Genomic DNA, 16,527 nt, shown 5'->3' with positions numbered 1-16,527 from the left:
GATTGACCGCCCGGCCCCGCCGTGCAAGGTCCTCGAGACCCTGTCCCGGACCCTGCCCCATGCTGCGAAACGGCCCCCTTCTGATGACCGTCGCGATGGCCTGTTTCGCCGTCGAGGACATGTTCCTGAAATCCGCCATGCAGGAGGTCAGCGTCGGGCTGGCGCTCATGGTCTTCGGCCTAGGCGGCATGGCGGTCTTCCTGATCTGGGCGCGGCTGCGCAAAGAGCCACTCTTTCACCCGGCGATCTTTACCCGACCTCTGCTGCTGCGCTCGGCCTCGGAGGTGCTGGGGCGGTTGTTCTACACCCTGGCCTTTGCCTTGGCGCCGCTGTCGCTGGTCTCGGCCATCCTGCAGGCGACGCCGCTGGTGGTGGCGCTGGGCGCGGTGGTCTTCTTTGGCGAGGTGGTGGGCTGGCGGCGCTGGATGGCGATCGCGCTGGGCTTTGTCGGCGTGCTGATGATTTTGCGCCCCGGCACCGACGCCTTCACCGCCACCAGCATCTTTGCGGTACTGGGCATGCTGGGCTTTGCCGGGCGCGATCTGGCCACGCGGGCCAGCCCGCCGTCGATGTCCAACGTCCAGCTTGGCGTCTACGGCTTTGTCATGCTGGTGGTCGCCGGGGCGATCATGGTGGCGGTGACCGGTCTGGGGCCCCTGCCCGGACCGCGCGCCTCGGTCGAGCTGGCGCTGGCGGTGGTCATCGGCGTTCTGGCCTATGCCAGCCTCACCGCCTCGATGCGGGTGGGCGCCGTGGCCGTCACCGTGCCCTTCCGCTACACGCGGCTGGTCTTTGCCATGATCCTCGGCATCCTGGTCTTCGGCGAACGCCCCGACCTGATGACCTGGGCCGGCAGCGCGGTGATCGTGGCCTCGGGGCTCTACACGCTCTACCGCAGCCAGCGCGGCAAGAAACCTGCCGGGTCCGGGGCTTTGACCCCTTAACATCCCCCGAGTGCCGCCCTATATTGAGCGTTGTCCTTCGGGACTATGGACATAAACGCGCTCGTAATAAGCGGATCGGACCCGGGGGCGGTACCCGGCGGCTCCACCAATCATCCTTCGTTTGGGGATCATGGGGCCGAAACAGGATCGACGAACGTCTAAAGGGGTTAGCTTTGTCCCGGTGAGTTACCACCGTTATCGGTACACCTAAGCTAGTTGCAAACGACAACAAAGCTCCGATGGCGATGGCTGCGTAAGCAGTCCGAACTGTCGAAATCTTAAGTCCTAGAGCTTAGCAGCCCTAGGCGGGGTTCGCAGGTACCTGGCAACAGAAACCTGCACTTCCTCTTTTTGCGGTGAACAGGGTGCGGTGTGTCTGGCGGCTTTCGTGACGCCTCGTGCAAGCCGCGACATCGCCGACCCGCGGGGTGGCGATCCGACATTCGTTCGACGGCGCTTTATCCCAGCCAAATCCGGAAGAGATCAGAACGGCGCGCCTAGGGTAACCCAATCGCCGCCCCGGGGGGCGGGTCATGCCGGAGGCATGCCTCTGGCATGACGATGGCGCGGCGGCCTGCGGCCTTGTTCCGCGCGAGGACACAAGTCCCACGGCGTCCCGGACCTGATCCGGGACCTCATTGCCGGTCAAAGCTCCCGTTCCACGACATCGCCGGCCCGCGGGGTGGCGATCCAACCTCCGTTCGACAGCGCTTTATCCCAGCCAAATCCGAAGGTGCTCCGAGCGACGCGCTTGTGGCAGACAAATCGACGCCCCGGGGGGCGGGTCATGCCGGAGGCGTGCCTCTGGCATGACGATGGCGCGGCGGCCTGACGGCCTTGTTTCCGCGTAGGGACACAAACCCGGCGTCGTCCCGGACCCCGATCCGGGACCTCCTCACCAACCAAAGCCCTCGAGCCGCGACATCGCCGACCCGCGGGGTGGCGATCCAACCGCCCTTCGACAGCGCTTTATCCCAGTCAAATCCGAAGGAGATCAGTACGGCGCGCTTACGGAAACCAAATCGCCGCCCCGGGGGGCGGGTCGGCGATGGCGCGGCGGCCTGACGGCCTTGATTCCGCGCCAGGACATAAGAACTATGCCGCACCCCGCACCACCCCACCATTTGACATCCCCCACCCCAACCGCGCACCATCCCGCCATGGGGCCCGAATCGCGACTGCCCCGTGAGGCCCAGGCCCAAAGTCGCATCCCAGCCGCCGGTTCGCCCGGCCCGAAAGGATGCACCATGCCTGCCCCGAACGAGATCACTGTCCCCCAGCTCAACCGTCTGATCGGCACGCCCGACTGCCCGGAGATTATCGACATCTGCCTGCCAGAGGACGTGGCCGACGATCCCTACCTGATCCCCGGCGCTTCCCGTCACAGTCACGCCGACCTCACCGGCCTCGCCGAGAGGCTGCAGAACAAGCGCGCCGTCATCGTCTGTCAGAAAGGCCGCAAGCTCAGCCAGGGCATCGCGGCCTGGCTCGCCTCGGAGGGGTGCGAGGCCGAATACCTCTCGGGCGGCATGTACGCCTGGCGCGACAGCCCCGAGACCCAGCGCATCCCGCTCGCCGCCTTGCCCGCCCCGGTCAACGGCGCCACCCTCTGGGTCACCCGGCACCGGCCCAAGATCGACCGCATCGCCTGCCCCTGGCTGATCCGCCGCTTTGTCGACCGCGACGCCCGCTTTCTCTACGTTGCTCCCGAGGAAGTCGCGGGCGTCGCCGAGCGCTTCGGCGCCACGCCCTTTGACGTCGAGGGCACCTTCTGGAGCCATCGGGGCGCCGCCTGCACCTTCGACACCATGCTCGAGGAATTCACCCTCACCTCCGAACCTCTGCAGCGCATGGCCCTGGTGGTCCGGGCCGCCGACACCAATCGGCACGATCTGCACCCGGCCGCCGCCGGGCTGCTGGCGCTCTCGGTCGGGCTGTCACGGCAGTTTCGCAATGATCAGGCACAGTTGGCGGCAGGCCTGCCGCTTTATGATGCCCTGTACCGCTGGGCGCGGGATGGCTATGACGAGGGCCACGACTGGCCCGCAGCGCGGGCGCAAGAGGCAGGCAAGGCATGACCCCGACTACATCCGAACTGCTCACCGCCTTCGGGCGGATCGGGCTTCTGTCATTCGGCGGCCCGGCGGCGCAGATCGCCGTCATGCACCGCGAGCTGGTCGACGACCGCAAGTGGCTGACCGAAGAGCAGTTTTTGCGCGCGCTCAGCTTCTGCATGATGTTGCCGGGGCCAGAGGCGATGCAGCTGGCCACATATGCCGGCTGGCGGCTGCGCGGCACCTTTGGCGGGCTGCTGGCCGGGCTGCTCTTTGTCCTGCCCGGGGCCGTCGTGATCACCGCTCTGGCGGCGATCTACATCAGCTACGGCGCGGTGCCGCTGGTGCAGACGCTGTTCCTGGGCGTCAAGGCGACGGTGATCGTCATCGTCGCCCAGGCGCTGTTCCGTCTGTCGAAGAAAGCGCTCAAGGGCCGGGGCGACCTGGCGCTGGCGGTGGCGGCTTTCGTGGCGCTCTTTGCCCTGCAGCTGCCGTTTCCGCTGATCATCGCGCTGGCCGCTCTGGTGGGCGCGCTGAGGGCGCGGGTGCCCGAGACCACCGAGCTGCCGCCGCGCCACGGCAAGGCGCCCTGGCTGGCGGTGCCGCTCTGGGGCGGGCTCTGGCTGCTGCCGCTGGTGGTGCTCTGGGCGCTCAACATGCCCTTTCTGCTCGACCTCGCGCTCTTCTTCGGCAAGCTGGCGCTGGTGACCTTCGGCGGCGCCTACGCCGTGCTGGCCTACATGACGCAGGAGGTGGTGCAGGCGCAGGGCTGGATCACCACCGCCGAGATGATCGACGCGCTGGGCCTCGCCGAAACCACGCCGGGCCCGCTGATCCTGGTGACGCAATTCGTAGGCCACCTTGCCGGCTTCAACGACAGCGGCTGGGGCGGCTTTGTGCTGGCCGGGGCGCTGACGCTCTGGATGACCTTCACGCCGTGTTTCCTGTGGATCTTTGCCGGCGCGCCGTATCTCGAGCAGATCACCGCCCGGCCCCGCATCGGCGCGGCGCTTTCGGCGGTGACGGCGGCGGTGGTCGGCGTGATCGCCAACCTCTCGGTCTGGTTCGCCATCGGGGTGCTCTTCACCACCAGCGTGACCCTGGCCAGAGGCCCGGTCAGCCTGACCCTGCCGGTGCCCGCCAGCCTCGATCCGGTGGCCCTTCTGCTGACCGGTTTCGCCGCGGTCCTGCTCTTCGGCCTCAAGCGATCGGTGCCTCTGACGCTGCTTGTCACAGCGCTTGCAGCGGTGGCACTGGGCTGGGTGACGGGAATGTGACAAAGCCCGGCCCGAGCCCCTTTTGTTTCGTCTCGAATCCCGTATGATCCGAAGAAGAACTCCGGGGAACTTCAATGAAGACCAGCATCGACTACGGCAATCTCATGCACCGCGCCATGCGGGGCCTCATCCGCGAAGTGCTTGAGGATGTGGCAGAACACGGGCTGCCCGGCGATCACCACTTCTTCATTACCTTCGACACCACCCATGCGGATGTCGAGTTGGCGCAATGGCTGACCGACCGCTACCCCACCGACATGACGGTGGTGATGCAGCACTGGTATGAAAACCTCGATGTCGGCGAAGACGGCTTCTCGGTGACGCTGAATTTCGGCGACGCGCCAGAGCCGCTCTACATCCCCTACGACGCGATCAAGACCTTCGTCGATCCCTCGGTCGAATTCGGTCTGCGCTTCGAGACCCAGGAAGACGACGAGCAGCCGCTCGCCGCGCTTGGCGAAGAGGATGACACCCCCGACGACGACGGCGATGCGCCCGGCGACAAGCATGACGCCGAGGTTGTCAGCCTCGATTCCTTCCGCAAGTAGTCGCTGCCCTTCGAGATATCGACAACGCTGCCCCGGACCTGATCCGGGGCCTGCCCCGGACTCGATCCGGGGCCTCACGGCCAACTCGGTCGATTTCCTTCGATGTTAACGTCGAAGGTTACGGTATTCCGCAGTATACATTATTGAACTCCGCGTCGAACCCGCTATTGAGGGGCAAACCGTCAAGGAGTGTCCCGATGACCGAAACCCGCACAGAAACCGACAGCTTCGGCCCGCTGGAAGTCCCGGCGGACAAGTACTGGGGCGCCCAGACCCAGCGTTCGATCCAGAATTTCCCGATCGGCTGGGAAAAGCAGCCCATCGCCATCGTCCGCGCGCTCGGGGTCATCAAGAAGGCCTGCGCCATGGCCAACAAGGATCTGGGCAAGCTCGACGGTCGCATCGCCGATGCGATCATTCAGGCCGCCGGCGAGGTCTATGAAGGCAAGTTCGACGACAACTTCCCGCTGGTGGTCTGGCAGACCGGCTCGGGCACCCAGTCGAACATGAATTCCAACGAGGTGATCGGCAACCGCGCCATCGAGATCCTCGGCGGCCAGCTCGGCTCCAAGGACCCGGTGCACCCGAACGATCACTGCAACATGGGGCAGAGCTCGAACGACACGTTCCCAACCGCCATGCATATCGCCACCGCGATGACCGCGCATGACGTGCTGCTCCCGGGGCTCGAAAAGCTGCATGCCGCCATGCAGAAGAAGGTCGAGGAATTCGACGGCATCATCAAGATCGGCCGCACCCACACCCAGGACGCGACGCCACTGACGCTTTCTCAGGAATTCGGCGGCTACACCCATCAGATCGCCATGGCCATCCAGCGGGTCAAGGACGGCCTCGGCCGGGTCTACGAACTGGCGCAGGGCGGCACCGCCGTCGGCACCGGGCTGAACACCCCCGAAGGCTGGGGCGAGAAGGTCGCCGCCAACATGGCCGAGATCACCGGCCTGCCCTTCGTCACCGCCCCCAACAAGTTCGAGGCGCTGGCCGCCCATGACGCCATGGTCGAAATTTCCGGCCAGCTCAAGGTCGTGGCCGCCTCGCTGTTCAAGATCGCCAACGACATCCGCCTGCTGGGCTCCGGCCCGCGCTGCGGGTTGGGCGAGCTGATACTGCCCGAGAACGAGCCGGGCAGCTCGATCATGCCGGGCAAGGTCAACCCGACGCAATGCGAGGCGCTGACCCAGGTCTGTGCGCATGTCTTCGGCAATGACGCGGCGGTGGGTTTCGCCGGCTCGCAGGGCCACTTCGAGCTCAACGTCTACAAGCCGATGATGGCCTACAACGTGCTGCAATCCATGCAGCTTCTGGGCGACGCCGCCTCGGCCTTCACCGACAATCTGGTGGTGGGTCTGCAGGCCGACCGCGACCGCATCGAAAAGCTGATGCGCGAAAGCCTGATGCTGGTGACGGCGCTGGCCCCGGAGATCGGCTACGACAATGCCACCACAGTGGCCAAGACCGCGCACAAGAACAAGACCACGCTGAAGGAAGAGGCCATCAAGCTGGGCTTCGTCGACGAGGAAACCTTCGAGCGCGTGGTGCGCCCCGAGGACATGGTCGGCCCCAAGTAACCTCGGCCTACTGACACTCGGACGCCCGGCACGGTCCCCCGTTGCCGGGCGTTTTTCTTGACCTATGTCGTGGTCTTGATAGGATTTTGCATGGCAGAACAGGCGGACCATGGCCCGGATCATCAACCTCAGGACCGCGCGCAAGCAACAGGCGCGCCAGAAGAAGACGGCACAAGCCTCGGAAAACGCGGTGAAATTCGGCCGCACCTCCGGGCAGAAACAGGCCGAGGCTCAGGCCGCCGAGCGCATGCGCCGGCAGCTCGACCAGGCCGAGCTGGAAATGCCCTCATCAAGTGCCAAAGATGACACGAAATCGCCTTAAAGTTTTGTAGAACTCGTCGGATATGCGTAGACTGCGTGCCGCACGAAGTTAAGGTTTCTGCCAGAACCTTCTGATAAACATCGCTCAAGTTTGCCGCCCACGGGGCGTCACAGGTGTTCTGGCCGGAAATCACCATGTTTTGCTGCGGCCTGCCGCTGGGGGATGCTCGTCATGAACGGACGGCCGAAAAAACGATCGTTGACGTTGCGGGGCCACCGCACGTCGGTCTCTCTGGAGGATGATTTCTGGCGTGCCTTTCGCGACATCGCCGACGAAAAGGGCCGTGCGATCAACGCGCTGGCCGCCGAGATCGATGAAGAGCGTGGCACCGACTGCGGCCTCGCCTCGGCGATCCGCCTCTATGTGCTGCGCCACTACCGCAACGCCGCCTAGACCTCGCGCCCGCAGGCGATTGCCCCGTCATTTCAACGACTAGCCCGACGGTCCTCAGGCAAACATCTCGCGCAGCGACAGGCTCTGACGCCGGCCCAGGTCCGCGCCATGGGCGTCGAGAAACCGGTCGGTCGCCGCGGCGCCGGCGTCATGCAACTGGCCGATGACCGAGGCCAGCGGCACCAGCTTGGTGGCAACGCTGAGATCGTTCATCAACGCGTCGTCGGCAATCATGTGGATGCGGGCGTTCTTCATGCTGCCCTCTTCCACCTTGCCCCGCGCGATCAGCCGCTGCACGAAATCGATCGCCCGCAGCTCGCGCAGGAGCGAGGAATTGAAGCTGATCTCGTTGATCCGGTTCTGGATGTCCTGGGCGCTTCGCGGCACCTCGCGGCGCTCCAGCGGGTTGATGTTGATGATCACGATGTCGTCGGGCAGCGCCGGGTCAAACAGCGGAAAGAGCGCCGGGTTGCCGGTATAGCCGCCGTCCCAATAGGCCTCGGTGCTGCCGTCCGTCTGTTCGATCTCCACCGCCTGAAACAGCGTCGGCAGGCAGGCCGAGGCGAGGATCACATCGGTATTGATGGCATCGCCGGTAAAGACCTGCACCTTGCCGTCGCGCACCCGGGTGGCGCAGATATGCAGCTCGGGCCCCTGACCCTCGGCACAGACCCGGCCATAATCGAAGTGGCCCACCACCCGCTCCAGCGGGTTCTGGTAGAACGGCCCATAGGCATAAGGCGAGACCGCGCGGCTCAGGGTGTCGGCAAAGGCAAAGGCCGGCGAGAACTCGATCGCCCGCGCAACAAAAAACGGATCGGGGAAGAACTGCTCGATCCAGGCGGGGATTCGCAGGTCACGCAGCCCGCTGACCTCGCCCCAGAGCGCCTGCAGGCTCTCCCGCGCGCCCTCGCGGCCACTGGCCACCCAGCCCGATTTCAGCGCCGCACCATTCAGCGCCCCGGCCGAGGTGCCGGAGATGCCGGCGATCTCGATCCAGTCCTCCTCGAGCAGCCGGTCCAGCACCCCCCAGGTAAAGGCGCCATGCGCGCCGCCGCCCTGCAGGGCCAGATTGATGCGCACGGTCTGTGGCACGCGCCACCCCCTTTACTTCTTCTGTTCAAAAATACCCTTGGGGGGCGGCCACAGGCCGGGGGGCAAAGCCCCCACAGCCCGGCCAGCCCAAGGGCGCCGAGGCCCGGCTCAGAGCGCGGTCCAGCCGCCGTCGACGCTGATCGTCGTGCCGGTGATCTGCGCCGCCGCGTCGGAACAGAGGAAGACCGCCGTACCACCGATCTGCTCGGTGGTGGCAAATTCCTTCGACGGCTGCCGTTCGAGGATGACCTTCTGCTTGGCCTCTTCCTCGGTCATGCCGTATTTCTTGGCAGTGTCGGGGATCTGGCTTTCGACCAGCGGCGTCAGCACATAGCCCGGGCAGATCGCGTTGCAGGTGATGGCTTCGCGGGCGCATTCCAGCGCCACGGTCTTGGTCATGCCGACGACCCCGTGCTTGGCGGTCACATAGGCCGACTTGTAGGGCGAGGCGGTCAGACCATGGGCCGAGGCGATATTGATCACCCGGCCCCAGCCGGCCTTGCGCATCAAGGGCAGCGCGGCGGAGGTTGTGTGAAAGGCCGAGGACATGTTGATCGCGATGATCGCGTCCCATTTCTCGACCGGGAACTCGTCGATCGGGGCCACGTGCTGGATGCCGGCGTTATTCACCAGGATGTCGCAGCTGCCGGCCTGTTCGATCAGCGCCCGGCACTCGTCGCCCTTGGACATGTCGGCCTTGATGTAGCGCGCGTTGACGCCGAATTCCTCGCCGATCTCGCGTGCCAGGGCGTGATCCTCGTCGCGGTCGGTGAAGGAGTTCAGCACCACGTCGGCGCCGGCCCGCGCCAGTTCCCGGGCCACGCCCAGCCCGATGCCCGAATTCGATCCGGTGATTACTGCCGTCTTGCCCTTGAGCGTCATGATCCAGGTTCCCCGTGATGCCGTTGATTCTGCGACGCAGCCTAATCGCTGCACCTGCAAAAGGCCAAGGGGTTGGAAGGCGACGCAGGAAGAGGGCTTGGCAGCGCGCTCTGTCCGCTCTATCAGGCAGGTCTGCCTGAGCCTTGGACAGAAAAAAACCCCGGCACGAAGCCGGGGTTAAGTTATTGAGGCAGGTTTCATACAGGCAAGAAACCTATCGAGCAGTGCCCTTGTTATAAGCAATCTCGCGCCGGTATCCAAGCTAAAAGTTTGAAAAGGCGGAAATCCCCCGCTACGGTTCAAGTCCAATAATATAAGGCATCGGGGAGATTGTTGCCAAAATGCGTCCAGATTTTTTCCGTTCTCTCGCACTCTCGGGGGCCGCGGCGGCCCTGATCGCCGCTGCGGGATTCGTCTCGGCCGAGCCCAGACATGGCATAGCTATGTATGGAGACCCGGCCCTGCCCCCAGATTTTGCGCATCTGCCCTATGCCAACCCCGATGCGCCCACCGGCGGGCGCATGGTGACCGGCGAGACCGGCGGCTTCGACAGCCTCAACCCGCATATCGCCAAGGGCTCGGTTCCCTGGCAATTGCGCTTTCTTGCCTACGAGAGCCTGATGGGCCGCAGTTACGACGAACCTTTCTCGCTTTACGGGCTTCTGGCCGAATCAATCGAGGTCGGGCCGAATCGTGAATGGGCCGAGTTCACCCTGCGCGAAGAGGCCCGGTTTTCCGATGGCAGCCCGGTCACCGTCGAGGACGTGATGTGGTCCTACGAGATCCTCGGCACCGACGGGCACCCGCGCTATCACGGTCTGTGGAAGAAGATCGAGAGCATGGAGCAGACCGGCCCGCGCAAGATCCGCTTCACCTTCGACGACGATGACCGCGAGCTGGCGCTGCTGGTCGGCATGCGGCCGATCCTGAAAAAGGCACAGTGGGAGGGCAAGGATTTCACCAAGTCCGGGCTCGACAATATCCCGATTTCCACCGCGCCCTACGTGATCGACGATTTCGAGGCCGGGCGCTACGTCTCGCTCAAGCGCAATCCGGATTACTGGGGCAAGGACCTGCCCTTCCGGCGCGGCACAAACGTGATCGATGAACTGCGGATGGAGTTCTACGGCGACGGTTCGGTCGCCTTCGAGGCCTTCAAGGCCGGCGAGGTCAACACCAACCGTGAGTTCAACGGCGGCAAGTGGGACAGCCAGTATGATTTCCCCGCCGTGCAGCGCGGCGACGTGATCAAGTCGGTGATCCCGCACCAGCGCCCCTCCGGCATCACCGGTTTCGTGATGAACACACGGCGCGAGATCTTCGACGACTGGCGGGTGCGCGACGCGCTGATCCACGCCTTCAACTTCGAATACATCAACGAGACCCTGACCGGTGGCGAACAGCCGCGCATCACCTCGTATTTCTCGAACTCGGTGCTGGCGATGCAGGACGGCCCGGCCGAGGGACTGGTGGCCGAATTCCTCGAACCCTTCAAGGACGAGCTGCTGCCCGGCGCGCTCGAAGGTTACGCCCTGCCCGTGGCCGATGGCTCGGCCCGCAACCGCAAGAACATCGCGCTTGCGATGGACCTGTTCGAGCAGGCCGGCTGGACGGTGCAGGACGGGGTGATGAAGAACGCCCAAGGCCAGCCCTTCACCTTCGAGATCCTGCTCAGCCAGGGTTCGAGCGAAGAGCAGTCGATGATCGACATCTACACCCAGGCGCTGGAGCGGCTTGGCATCAGCCCGCAGGTCACGGTTGTCGACAGCGCCCAGTACAAGGACCGCACCAACGACTACGACTTCGACATGACCTATTACCGGGTCGGTGTCTCGCTCAGCCCCGGCAACGAACAGCGGCTCTACTGGGGGGCCGAGGGTGTCGAAGCGCCGGGCACCAAGAACTGGATGGGGATGAACTCTCCGGCGGCCGAGGCGATGATCGACCGGTTGGTCAACTCGCAAAGCCGCGACGAGTTCCTCGCTTCGGTGCGGGCGCTCGACCGGGTGCTGACCACCGGGCGCTACGTGATCCCGATCTACCAGTTCAACATAAGCCGGATTGCACACGTCAAGGAACTCAAGTACCCGGACGCCATCCCGATGTACGGCGACTGGATCGGCTGGCAGCCCGACGTCTGGTGGTATGAAGAGGACTGACGCTTGCGCACCATCACCCTGATCCTGGCATGCGGCCTGCTGGCCGCCTGCTCTCCGGTCAAGGCCGTCGTCAAGGCGCCGGTCAATGCCACCGCGGCCGTGGTCAACACGCTGCTCTGACCCATGTATCCAAACGGTGGCGCCCCGGTGCCGCCGTTTTCGGGACTTTATGTCCCGCTTTCCTGTGACGCCCGGCACCAACCGGCGGATTTCCACCGGAAGCACCGCGGCACGGCCCCTCCCACAGCGAAATTTCCCGGATTTGACCCATCGTCGCGCTTGAGGCGTTGAAATCTCGTGTTAGGGTCATGCCTGCGGGGGGCGCCTTTTGGTAACATAGGACGCCGACATGGACTGGAACGACATCAGCAAGAACTGGACCCTCAGTCTCAAACGACTGAAGTCCCGGTTCCCACGGATCGACGAAAACTCGCTTGCCCGCAAACCGGTCAGGCCCGAAGTTCTTGCGGCGCATCTTGCCCATCAGCATGACCTGACCGAGCTGGAAGCCGCCGAGGAGCTGCGCGACTGGGCCTATCTTCAGGGCCTTGCCCGCCAGGCCGGAGAGCTCGAGGCGAACTGACCCGACATCTGCGTCAGGCGAGCGACGTCACCCAGAGGATCGTGGCGTCGTCCTCGCTGACCGAAATCACGTTGTGTCCCATGGTGGCGTCGTAATAGGCGCTGTCACCTCGGCGCAGCTCGATCGGCTCGTAGAACTCGGTATAAAGCCGCACCACACCGGTCAGGACGTAGAGAAACTCTTCCCCGTCGTGGCGCACCCAGCCGTCGAACTCTTCGAGATCGCGGGCGCGGATGCGGGCGCGATAGGGCAGCATCTGCTTCTTGGTCAGCCCCTCGGCCAGCAGGTCGTGTTCATAGGTCGTGGTGGCATGGGCCGCGCCCTCGCCCTGGCGGGTGACCGACATGCGGCCGGTGACCTTGTCGTTCTGCGGCTGGGTAAAGAGCTGCGGCACCGAGATGCCCAAGCCCTGCGCCAGCTTCTTGAGCGCATCATAGGTGGGCGACATCTGGCCGTTCTCGATCTTGGACAGGGTCGAGCGCGCCAGACCGGCCTTTTTCGCCGCCTGTTCCAGCGTCCAGCCGTGGCCCTTGCGCAGATCGCGCACCCGCTCGCCAAGGTCGAGCGGCTCGGTGTGGATCGGCTCTCCGTGCCTGTCGCGGGCGACGCGGATCAGCTGCGCATTGTCTTCCTTTGTCATGAGAGTGCTATAGGCAGGCGCGCCGACGCTTGCAACTCTGGCCGCGCAGACCTACCCCTTGGCCATGACGATGCCAGCCCCCAGCCTGTTCGATCAGGGCCCGCCGCCGCCCTGCCCCGCGCCCTTCAACCTGGCGGCTTTCGTGCTGCGCCATGCCGCCGCCCAGCCCGACAAGATCGCCCTGGCGCTGCTGGGTCCGGCACGCGCCGAACGCTGGAGCTATGCCCGGCTCGAGGTCGCGGTGCGCGGCATCGGCACGGGTCTCCTGCAGTGCGGGTTGGTGCCCGGCGACCGGGTGCTCCTGCGGCTGGGCAATACGCCTGATTTCCCGCTGGCTTACCTGGGCTGCATCTCGGTCGGGCTGATCCCGGTGCCGACCTCGGCGCAGCTGTCCGCCGCCGAGACCGCCAAGATCATCGACATCCTGTCACCGGCGCTGATTTTGCGCGACCCGCAGGTCGCCTGCGCCGAGACCGAAGTGCCGATGTTCGACGCCAGCGCCCTGCACCAGATGGCGGAATTGCCGCCGGCGGACTACGGCTTGGGCGACCCCGACCGTCCCGCCTATATCGTCTTTACCTCCGGCACCTCCGGCGTGCCGCGCGCCGTGGTGCATGCTCATCGCGCGGTCTGGGCGCGGCAGATGATGGTCAAAGGCTGGTACGACCTGAAGGCCTCTGACCGGCTCTGTCACGCCGGCGCCTTCAACTGGACCTTCACCCTCGGCACCGGTCTGCTTGATCCCTGGGCCGCCGGCGCCACCGCGCTGATCCCCGCGCCCGGCACCGATCCGGCGATGCTGCCGCTGCTGCTCAAACGCCACGACGCCACGCTCTTTGCCGCCGCGCCCGGCGTCTTTCGCAAGCTGCTCGCAGGCCCGGTCCCGCCGCTGCCCAAGCTGCGCCACGCGCTCTCGGCCGGTGAGAAATTGCCGGAGAGCCTGCGCAGCACCTGGCGCGACACCACCGGCACCGAGATCTACGAGGCCTTTGGCATGTCCGAGTGTTCGACCTTCATATCCTCCAGCCCCGATCGTCCCGCCCGTCCCGGCCTGCTCGGCACGCCACAGCCCGGCCGGCGCATTGCCCTGCGAGACGAGACAGGCCCGGTGCCGCAAGGCGACCCCGGCGAGATCTGCATCGCCGAGACCGACCCCGGGCTGATGCTGGAATACCTCGGCGCGCCAGAGGCCACCGCCGCCCGGCGTCGCGACGGCTGGTTCCACACGGGTGACCTTGGCCGGATGGAGCCCGACGGCCAGATCGCCTATCTCGGCCGCGCCGACGACATGATGAACGCCGGCGGCTTCCGCGTCTCGCCGCAAGAGGTGGAACATGCGCTGCAGGATGTCCCCGGTCTCACCGCCATTGCCGTGACCGATGTCGAGATCAAGCAGGACACCCGCATCATCGCCGCCTTCTACACCGCCGAGACCGACCTGACCGCGGCCCTGACCCAACGCGCCGAGGCGCAGCTCGCCCGCTACAAGCAACCCCGGCTCTATCGCCGGCTCGAAAGCCTGCCCACCGGCCCCAATGGCAAGCTCTCGCGCCGCGCCCTGCGCGAGGGTTTCACCCCGTGATCCGCCGTCCCGGCCCACGCGCCGGGACCTCCCCCCTCGCCAATTGCGCAAGCGCCTGCTAAACGCCAATCAAGTGCGTAACAAAGGGGCCCGTTCCATGGTCAAGCTCGACATTCTCTCCGATCCGATCTGCCCCTGGTGCTACATCGGCAAGGCCTATCTCGACCGTGCGCTCGCGGCAGCACCGGATCATCCCTTCACCATCGAATGGCACCCGTTCCAGCTCAACCCCGACATGCCCGCCGGCGGCATGGACCGGCGCGCCTATCTCGAAGGCAAGTTCGGCGGCAAGGAAGGCGCGGTCAAAGCCTACCTGCCGGTGCATGAACACGCCGAGAAGGCCGGGCTCGACATCCACCTCGACAAGATCACCCGCACCCCGAACACGCTCGACGCCCATCGGCTGATCCACTGGGCCGGCATCGAAGGCCGTCAGACCGCCATGGTCTCGGCGCTCTTCAAGGCCTACTTCGTCGAGGGCCGCGACATCGGCACCCACGAGGTGCTGGCCGACATCGCAGACGGCCTGGACATGGACGCGGCGGTGATCCTGCGCCTGCTCTCCAGCGACGTCGACGCCGCCGACATCCGCGAACGCGACGCCGCCGCGCGCTCCATGGGCGTGACCGGCGTGCCGACCTTCATTGTCGACGGCAAACATGCGGTGCCCGGGGCACAGCCGCCGGAGCTCTGGGCCAAGGTGATTGCCGAATTGAGCGAGCAAGCTAACTGAGGCGGATGCACCCGCTCAAGATCGCCGCCCTCGTCGTCACCATCGTCCTGCTCGTCGCAGGCGGCACCGTGTTCTTCCGGCTGGTCGAAGGCTGGTCCTGGCTCGATTCCTACTTCTTCACCGTCATCACCCTCTCGACCGTCGGCTACGGCAGCATCGTGCCCGCCACCGCATTGGGCAAGATCGGCACCACCGTCTTCATCCTGCTGGGCATCGGTGTCTTCGTCGTCGGTCTGCAGCAGTTCGGCGTGCTGGTCCTGCGCAAACGCGAAGAACACACCGAGAAGCTGATCAGCCTGCTCCCCGGCGAGGATCCGGGCAAGCAGCACAAACAACGCTCACGCCGCAAGTCCGACTGACACCGGCGCTCCGGCATACAATTGCATACATTGCTTCATCCCGAGGCCGCACTAGGGTAGCAGGAAGACCGAATCCCAACTGCGCGAGGCCCCGATGACCAAGATCAAGGTAGACAATCCCATCGTCGAACTCGACGGCGACGAGATGACCCGCATCATGTGGGATTTCATCAAGAAGAAGCTGATCGAACCCTACCTCGACATCGACCTGCTCTACTACGATCTCGGCATCGAGGAACGTGATCGTACCGACGACCAGATCACCTTTGACGCCGCCCACAAGATCAAGGAGGTCGGCGTCGGCGTCAAATGCGCCACCATCACGCCGGACGAACAGCGGGTCGAGGAATTCGGCCTCAAGCGCATGTACCCTTCGCCCAACGGCACCATCCGCAACATCCTCGGTGGCGTGGTCTTCCGCGCGCCGATCATCTGCCGCAACGTGCCGCGCCTCGTGCCGGGCTGGACCAAGCCCATCGTGGTGGGTCGCCACGCCTTCGGCGACCAGTACAAGGCGACCGATTTCCACTTCCCCGGCGCCGGCAAGCTGACGATGAAATTCGTCGGCGAAGACGGCCAGGTGATCGAGAAAGAGGTCTACGACGCCCCCGCGGCCGGTGTCGCCATGGGGATGTACAACCTCGACGCATCGATCCGCGATTTCGCCCGCGCCTCGCTGAACTACGGTCTCAACCTCGGCTGGCCGGTCTATCTCTCGACCAAGAACACCATCCTCAAGGTCTATGACGGCCGCTTCAAGGACATCTTCGAAGAGGTCTACGAGGCCGAGTTCGCCGAGAAATTTAAGGAGGCCGGCATCTGGTACGAACACCGGCTGATCGATGACATGGTGGCCAGCGCCCTGAAATGGTCCGGCGGCTTCGTCTGGGCCTGCAAGAACTACGATGGCGACGTGCAATCCGACACCGTGGCCCAGGGCTTCGGCTCGCTCGGCCTGATGACCTCGATCCTGATGACCCCGGACGGCAAGACCGTCGAGGCCGAGGCGGCGCATGGCACCGTCACCCGCCACTACCGCCAGCACCAGGCCGGCGAGGCCACATCGACCAACTCGATCGCCTCGATCTACGCCTGGACCGGCGCGCTGAAACACCGCGCCAAGCTCGACGGCAACGACGCCCTGCGCGGCTTTGCCGAGACGCTGGAACGGGTGATCATCGAAACCGTCGAGGCCGGCGACATGACCAAGGACCTGGCGCTGCTGGTCGGTCCCGAGCAGAAATGGCTCACCACCATGGGCTTTCTCGAAAAGATCGACGAAAACCTCGGCCGCGCTCTCAAGGGCTGAGCGCCGAATCGCCGTGCCCCAATTCCGCCGCAATGGGGCACGGCATTGTTTCGACTCC

At 65.2% G+C, this 16,527-nt stretch carries 16 protein-coding genes and 1 other RNA gene; 14 read left to right on the top strand and 3 right to left on the bottom strand.

Annotated features, from left to right (window positions below):
• Positions 1–83 precede the first annotated feature (83 nt).
• The 8 genes from ACN0SE_RS08125 (at position 84) to ACN0SE_RS08090 (ending at position 7,127) form a co-directional block, all read left to right on the top strand.
• Positions 84–944 carry a DMT family transporter gene (locus ACN0SE_RS08125; RefSeq protein WP_417524013.1) on the top strand — a complete coding sequence of 287 codons (861 nt, stop codon included), beginning with the start codon at positions 84–86 and terminating at the stop codon, positions 942–944.
• Positions 937–1,287, top strand: a transfer-messenger RNA (tmRNA) gene (gene ssrA, locus ACN0SE_RS08120). The genes ACN0SE_RS08125 and ssrA overlap by 8 nt, the downstream gene beginning before the upstream one ends.
• Positions 1,288–2,191: 904 nt before the next feature.
• The gene (locus ACN0SE_RS08115) at positions 2,192–3,022 is read left to right on the top strand and encodes a chromate resistance protein ChrB domain-containing protein (RefSeq protein ID WP_417524012.1); all 831 of its coding nucleotides are present in this window, start codon (positions 2,192–2,194) and stop codon (positions 3,020–3,022) included.
• Positions 3,019–4,275 carry a chromate efflux transporter gene (gene chrA / locus ACN0SE_RS08110; RefSeq protein WP_417524011.1) on the top strand — a complete coding sequence of 419 codons (1,257 nt, stop codon included), beginning with the start codon at positions 3,019–3,021 and terminating at the stop codon, positions 4,273–4,275. Before ACN0SE_RS08115 ends, chrA begins: the two co-directional genes overlap by 4 nt.
• A 74-nt stretch (positions 4,276–4,349) precedes the next feature.
• Positions 4,350–4,823, top strand: a complete 474-nt coding sequence (locus ACN0SE_RS08105; protein ID WP_417524010.1) for an SspB family protein — start codon at positions 4,350–4,352, stop codon at positions 4,821–4,823.
• A gap of 197 nt (positions 4,824–5,020) precedes the next feature.
• Positions 5,021–6,412, top strand: coding sequence for a class II fumarate hydratase (gene fumC, locus ACN0SE_RS08100; protein WP_417524009.1), 1,392 nt, complete (start codon positions 5,021–5,023; stop codon positions 6,410–6,412).
• A gap of 109 nt (positions 6,413–6,521) precedes the next feature.
• On the top strand, positions 6,522–6,734 hold the full coding sequence (locus tag ACN0SE_RS08095; protein WP_417524008.1) for a DUF4169 family protein: 213 nt from the start codon (positions 6,522–6,524) through the stop codon (positions 6,732–6,734).
• Between the two features lie 171 nt (positions 6,735–6,905).
• Positions 6,906–7,127, top strand: coding sequence for a ribbon-helix-helix domain-containing protein (locus tag ACN0SE_RS08090; RefSeq protein WP_417524007.1), 222 nt, complete (start codon positions 6,906–6,908; stop codon positions 7,125–7,127).
• A 54-nt stretch (positions 7,128–7,181) separates the two neighbouring features.
• Here the strand turns inward: ACN0SE_RS08090 and ACN0SE_RS08085 are convergent, their stop codons facing one another.
• Together ACN0SE_RS08085 and ACN0SE_RS08080 are read right to left on the bottom strand one after the other, a co-directional pair.
• The gene (locus ACN0SE_RS08085) at positions 7,182–8,222 is read right to left on the bottom strand and encodes a patatin-like phospholipase family protein (RefSeq protein WP_417524006.1); all 1,041 of its coding nucleotides are present in this window, start codon (positions 8,220–8,222) and stop codon (positions 7,182–7,184) included.
• A 108-nt stretch (positions 8,223–8,330) separates the two neighbouring features.
• Positions 8,331–9,104, bottom strand: coding sequence for a 3-hydroxybutyrate dehydrogenase (locus ACN0SE_RS08080; RefSeq protein WP_417524005.1), 774 nt, complete (start codon positions 9,102–9,104; stop codon positions 8,331–8,333).
• Positions 9,105–9,445: 341 nt separating this feature from the next.
• On the opposite strand from ACN0SE_RS08080, the gene ACN0SE_RS08075 reads away from it, so the two are divergent.
• Positions 9,446–11,263, top strand: coding sequence for an extracellular solute-binding protein (locus ACN0SE_RS08075; RefSeq protein WP_417524004.1), 1,818 nt, complete (start codon positions 9,446–9,448; stop codon positions 11,261–11,263).
• 349 nt (positions 11,264–11,612) lie between these two features.
• Positions 11,613–11,846, top strand: a complete 234-nt coding sequence (locus ACN0SE_RS08070) for a hypothetical protein (RefSeq protein WP_417524003.1) — start codon at positions 11,613–11,615, stop codon at positions 11,844–11,846.
• A 13-nt stretch (positions 11,847–11,859) separates the two neighbouring features.
• Here the strand turns inward: ACN0SE_RS08070 and ACN0SE_RS08065 are convergent, their stop codons facing one another.
• Complete coding sequence (locus ACN0SE_RS08065; RefSeq protein WP_417524002.1) at positions 11,860–12,486, bottom strand: helix-turn-helix domain-containing protein; 627 nt, start codon at positions 12,484–12,486, stop codon at positions 11,860–11,862.
• 64 nt (positions 12,487–12,550) lie between these two features.
• Between ACN0SE_RS08065 and ACN0SE_RS08060 the strand changes: the two genes are divergently transcribed.
• The 4 genes from ACN0SE_RS08060 to ACN0SE_RS08045 all read left to right on the top strand — a co-directional run bounded on the left by ACN0SE_RS08060 (position 12,551) and on the right by ACN0SE_RS08045 (position 16,469).
• On the top strand, positions 12,551–14,068 hold the full coding sequence (locus ACN0SE_RS08060; protein WP_417524001.1) for a class I adenylate-forming enzyme family protein: 1,518 nt from the start codon (positions 12,551–12,553) through the stop codon (positions 14,066–14,068).
• 97 nt (positions 14,069–14,165) lie between these two features.
• Positions 14,166–14,801, top strand: a complete 636-nt coding sequence (locus ACN0SE_RS08055; protein WP_417524000.1) for a DsbA family oxidoreductase — start codon at positions 14,166–14,168, stop codon at positions 14,799–14,801.
• Positions 14,802–14,806: 5 nt separating this feature from the next.
• Positions 14,807–15,160, top strand: a complete 354-nt coding sequence (locus tag ACN0SE_RS08050; protein WP_417523999.1) for a potassium channel family protein — start codon at positions 14,807–14,809, stop codon at positions 15,158–15,160.
• Positions 15,161–15,254: 94 nt separating this feature from the next.
• Positions 15,255–16,469, top strand: a complete 1,215-nt coding sequence (locus ACN0SE_RS08045) for an NADP-dependent isocitrate dehydrogenase (protein ID WP_417523998.1) — start codon at positions 15,255–15,257, stop codon at positions 16,467–16,469.
• The last annotated feature ends 58 nt before the right edge of the window (positions 16,470–16,527 follow it).

It is taken from the genome of Marinovum sp. (genome assembly GCF_048263515.1).
Lineage (GTDB): Bacteria > Pseudomonadota > Alphaproteobacteria > Rhodobacterales > Rhodobacteraceae > Marinovum.
Note: the sequence above shows the minus strand (reverse complement) of the source record. Positions and strands in the feature narration are given on the sequence as shown.

What these genes read in the sequence shown, in the direction of transcription:
- ACN0SE_RS08125 (WP_417524013.1), top strand. Translation starts at nt 84, where the DNA reads ATGACCGTCGCGATGGCCTGTTTCGCCGTCGAGGACATGTTCCTGAAA.
- ACN0SE_RS08115 (WP_417524012.1), top strand. Translation starts at nt 2,192, where the DNA reads ATGCCTGCCCCGAACGAGATCACTGTCCCCCAGCTCAACCGTCTGATC.
- chrA (WP_417524011.1), top strand. Translation starts at nt 3,019, where the DNA reads ATGACCCCGACTACATCCGAACTGCTCACCGCCTTCGGGCGGATCGGG.
- ACN0SE_RS08105 (WP_417524010.1), top strand. Translation starts at nt 4,350, where the DNA reads ATGAAGACCAGCATCGACTACGGCAATCTCATGCACCGCGCCATGCGG.
- fumC (WP_417524009.1), top strand. Translation starts at nt 5,021, where the DNA reads ATGACCGAAACCCGCACAGAAACCGACAGCTTCGGCCCGCTGGAAGTC.
- ACN0SE_RS08095 (WP_417524008.1), top strand. Translation starts at nt 6,522, where the DNA reads ATGGCCCGGATCATCAACCTCAGGACCGCGCGCAAGCAACAGGCGCGC.
- ACN0SE_RS08090 (WP_417524007.1), top strand. Translation starts at nt 6,906, where the DNA reads ATGAACGGACGGCCGAAAAAACGATCGTTGACGTTGCGGGGCCACCGC.
- ACN0SE_RS08080 (WP_417524005.1), bottom strand. Translation starts at nt 9,104, where the DNA reads ATGACGCTCAAGGGCAAGACGGCAGTAATCACCGGATCGAATTCGGGC.
- ACN0SE_RS08075 (WP_417524004.1), top strand. Translation starts at nt 9,446, where the DNA reads ATGCGTCCAGATTTTTTCCGTTCTCTCGCACTCTCGGGGGCCGCGGCG.
- ACN0SE_RS08070 (WP_417524003.1), top strand. Translation starts at nt 11,613, where the DNA reads ATGGACTGGAACGACATCAGCAAGAACTGGACCCTCAGTCTCAAACGA.
- ACN0SE_RS08065 (WP_417524002.1), bottom strand. Translation starts at nt 12,486, where the DNA reads ATGACAAAGGAAGACAATGCGCAGCTGATCCGCGTCGCCCGCGACAGG.
- ACN0SE_RS08060 (WP_417524001.1), top strand. Translation starts at nt 12,551, where the DNA reads ATGACGATGCCAGCCCCCAGCCTGTTCGATCAGGGCCCGCCGCCGCCC.
- ACN0SE_RS08055 (WP_417524000.1), top strand. Translation starts at nt 14,166, where the DNA reads ATGGTCAAGCTCGACATTCTCTCCGATCCGATCTGCCCCTGGTGCTAC.
- ACN0SE_RS08050 (WP_417523999.1), top strand. Translation starts at nt 14,807, where the DNA reads ATGCACCCGCTCAAGATCGCCGCCCTCGTCGTCACCATCGTCCTGCTC.
- ACN0SE_RS08045 (WP_417523998.1), top strand. Translation starts at nt 15,255, where the DNA reads ATGACCAAGATCAAGGTAGACAATCCCATCGTCGAACTCGACGGCGAC.